General features: G+C 67.1%; 3 protein-coding genes. All 3 read right to left on the bottom strand.

Features of this window, described 5'->3' with window-relative positions:
• Positions 1 to 9 precede the first annotated feature (9 nt).
• Positions 10 to 726 carry an ABC transporter ATP-binding protein gene (locus AOK18_RS26050; RefSeq protein WP_055574284.1) on the bottom strand — a complete coding sequence of 239 codons (717 nt, stop codon included), beginning with the start codon at positions 724 to 726 and terminating at the stop codon, positions 10 to 12.
• Positions 723 to 1,721: an ABC transporter ATP-binding protein gene (locus tag AOK18_RS26045; protein WP_055695929.1), complete on the bottom strand. Its 999-nt coding sequence runs from the start codon at positions 1,719 to 1,721 to the stop codon at positions 723 to 725. The genes AOK18_RS26050 and AOK18_RS26045 overlap by 4 nt, the downstream gene beginning before the upstream one ends.
• A 3-nt stretch (positions 1,722 to 1,724) precedes the next feature.
• Positions 1,725 to 3,469, bottom strand: a 1,745-nt coding sequence (locus tag AOK18_RS26040) for a branched-chain amino acid ABC transporter permease (RefSeq protein WP_055695928.1), incomplete at its 5' end; no start/stop codon positions are given.

Genomic DNA, 3,469 nt, shown 5'->3' with positions numbered 1-3,469 from the left:
GGGGGTGGGTCAGTCGACGCCGAGGTAGGCGTTGCGGACGGATTCGTCGTGGAGGAGGTCCTGTCCGGTTCCGGAGAGGACGATTTTGCCGATTTCCATGACGTGGGCCTGGTCGGCGAGGGAGAGCGCTGCCTGGGCGTTCTGTTCGACGAGGAGGATGGTGGTGCCCTGGGCCTTGAGTTCGGAGATGGTGGCCATGATTTTCTGCATCATGATCGGTGAGAGGCCCATGGAGGGTTCGTCGAGCATGAGGAGTTTGGGCTGGGACATGAGGGCTCTGCCCATGGCGAGCATTTGCTGTTCTCCGCCGGAGAGGGTTCCGGCTGCCTGCTTGCGGCGTTCTCCGAGGATGGGGAAGCGGTCGTAGGCTTTCTGGATGTCTTTTTCGATGCCTGGTTTGTCGTTGCGGAGGAAGGCGCCGAGGCGGAGGTTGTCCTCGATGGTCATGCGGGGGAAGATGTGGCGGCCTTCGGGGGAGTGGGCGAGGCCGTGGGCGACGATTTGGTGGGCGGGGGTTTTCTTGAGGGATTTGCCGTTGAATTTGACTTGGCCGCCGACGGGCTTGAGGAGGCCGGAGAGGGTGCGGAGGGTGGTGGTTTTGCCTGCGCCGTTGGTGCCGATGAGGGTGACGATTTCGCCGGCTTCGACCTTGAAGGAGATGCCTTTGACGGCTTCGATCTTGCCGTAGGCGACCTTGAGGTCTTCGACTTCGAGGAGTGCGGTCATCGGTCGTTCTCCTTGCCGGGTGTTGCGTCCTTGCCGGGGGTGGGGTCCGTGGTGGTCCCGGTGGTCGCGGTGGTTCCGGCAGTGGTGTCGGCGTCGGCGGTGTCGGCGGTGTCGGCCGCCGCGGCTTCGGCGGCGGCTTCGGCGGCCTCGACTTCGGCCACTTCTTCGGCGCCGGGGTCGTCGGCGAGGGGTTCTCCGAGGTAGGCGGCGATGACGCGTTCGTCGTTCTGGACGGTGGTGGCGTCGCCCTCGATGAGTTTCTGTCCCTGGACGAGGACGGCTACGCGGTCGCAGAGGTTCATGATGAACCGCATGTCGTGCTCGATGACGAGGATGGCGATGCCCATGTCCCGGATGGCGAAGATGAGTTCTTCGGTGGCGCGGGTTTCCTGGGGGTTCATGCCGGCGGTGGGTTCGTCGAGGAGCAGGAGGCCGGGTTCGCTGGCGAGGGCGCGGGCGATTTCGAGTTTGCGTTGTTCGCCGTAGGGGAGGTTGCGGGAGAGGTGTTCGGCTTTGTCGGCGAGGCCGATGAACTCGAGGAGTTCCATGGCGCGTTCGCGGGATGTGGCTTCGGCCTTGTGGAAGCCGGGGCCGCGGAGGAGGGCGGACCAGAGTCCTTCTTTGGTGCGGGTGTGGCGGCCGACGAGGACGTTTTCCAGGACGGTCATGTTGCTGAAGAGGCGGATGTTCTGGAAGGTGCGGGCGATGCCGGCTGCGGTGACCTTGAAGGATTTGGGGGGCAGGACGCGGTTCTTGTAGCGGACTTCGCCTTCGGTGGGTATGTAGAGGCCGGTGAGGCAGTTGAAGAAGGTGGTCTTGCCGGCTCCGTTGGGTCCGATGAGGCCGACGATCTCGCCGCTGTTGACGGTGAGGTCGACGTCGCGGACGGCGGTGAGGCCGCCGAAGCGCATGGTGACGCCGCGGGCGTCGAGGACGGTTTCGCCGGGGGTGGGGGTGCCTGGGGCGGTGTCCTTGGTGGTGGTGTGGGTGGTCATGTGTCAGGCCCCTGTCTTGCTCAGGACTGCGGGCGCGTCGTCCTCTGTGTGGAATTCCAGTTGGCGGCGGCGGTTGGGGATGAGTCCTTCGGGGCGGAAGCGCATGATGAGGACGAGCGCGAGTCCGAAGGCGAGGAGTTGGTAGTCGCCGAGGAACTGGAGTTTGTTGGGGATGAGGAAGAGGAGTGCGGCGCCGATGAGGGGGCCGGCGATGGTGCCCATGCCGCCGAGGACGACTGCGGCGAGGAGGAAGGCGGAGTTGGGTGGGGTGGTGCCGGCGAAGAGGTATTGCTCGGGTGTGACGGTGTAGGTGACGTGGGCCTGGACGGTGCCGGCGAGGCCGGCGAGGGTGGCGCCGAGGGCGAAGGCGATGAGTTTGACGCGGAAGCCGTTGATGCCCATGGCGAGGGCGGCGGTTTCGTCTTCGCGGATGGCGACCCAGGCGCGGCCGATGCGGGAGTCGCTGCTGCGTCGGAAGACGAGGACGACGACCGCGGTGATGGCGAGCATGAGGAAGAAGTAGTTGGCGAATCGGCCGATGGTGAAGCCGGCGATGTCGTGGGGGGCGCCGAAGTCGAAGCCGAGGATGGTGAGGTCGGGGATGGAGGAGATGCCGTTGGAGCCGTTGGTGAGGTCGGGTCCTGAGGTGCCGTCGAGGTTGTTGACGGCGATGCGGAAGATCTCGCCGAAGCCGAGGGTGACGATGGCGAGGTAGTCGCCGCGGAGGCGGAGGGTGGGGGCGCCGATGAGGACGCCGAAGATGAGGGAGGCGACGGCTCCGACGAGGACGGCTGCCCAGAAGGGGAAGTGGACGCCGAAGGGGGAGCTGGGGGAGCCGGAGACGAGGGAGGCGGCGTAGGCGCCGACGCCGAGGAAGGCGACGTAGCCGAGGTCGAGGAGTCCGGCGAGGCCGACGACGATGTTCAGGCCGAGGGCGACGGTGGCGAAGATGAGGATGTAGACGCCGAGGGTGGCGTACTGGTCGTCGGTCTGGGTGAAGGGGAAGCAGGCCGCGGCGATGAAGGCGCCGCAGACGGTGATGTTCTGGTGGCGGGCGGTGATGTGGGAGGCCTGGGCGATGAGTCCGGCCTTGTTGAGTGCGGCGAAGCCGAAGCCGGCGGTGATGAGGAAGCCGACGAAGAGTTCGTCGTACTCGGTGCCGATGCCGTAGGTGAAGATGACGAGGGCGAGGGCGAGGATGCCGACGATGATGAGGATCTCGGCGTAGGAGGACAGGGGGGGTACGGCGCGTGGGGTGCCGGAGGTGAAGGCGGCCTTGACGGTCTGCCAGGTGTGGCCGGTGTTGTGCCGGAAGCGTGCCCAGCCGGTTTCGTCGGGGTCGATGGGGTCGGGTTCGGGGCGTTCGAAGGGGAGGGCGAGCGCGCCGAGGAGGGCGAGGAGGGTGGCCGCGGCCGCGAGGTAGCCGCCGGGTTCGAGGTTGACGAGGCCGCCGAGTTCGAGGCTGATGGCGAGGACGGTGTACCAGGTGGTGGTGAAGGCGGCGAGTGCGGCGAGTTTGATGGCGGCGTCGGCGCCGGCGGGGGTGAGCCAGCGCAGGCCGCGGACGCCGTGGGAGGAGAGGGCGAGGAGGGTGGTGAGGGCGCCGGCGACGAGGACGAGGACCTGGAGTCCGCCGGGATAGCCGTAGTAGGTGAGGTCGCCGGGGAAGTCGGAGGTCCAGGTCCAGGCGAGGAAGGTGGAGACGACGGTGAGGGCGCCGCCGGCGGTGGCGCCCTCACCGTCGTCTC

Origin of the sequence: Streptomyces prasinopilosus (assembly GCF_001419695.1) — a bacterium.
GTDB classification, from domain to species: Bacteria; Actinomycetota; Actinomycetes; order Streptomycetales; family Streptomycetaceae; genus Streptomyces; species Streptomyces prasinopilosus.
The sequence above is the reverse complement of the archived record's forward strand: the minus strand, read 5'-3'. Positions and strand labels throughout refer to the sequence as shown.

What these genes read in the sequence shown, in the direction of transcription:
- AOK18_RS26050 (WP_055574284.1), bottom strand. Translation starts at nt 726, where the DNA reads ATGACCGCACTCCTCGAAGTCGAAGACCTCAAGGTCGCCTACGGCAAG.
- AOK18_RS26045 (WP_055695929.1), bottom strand. Translation starts at nt 1,721, where the DNA reads ATGACCACCCACACCACCACCAAGGACACCGCCCCAGGCACCCCCACC.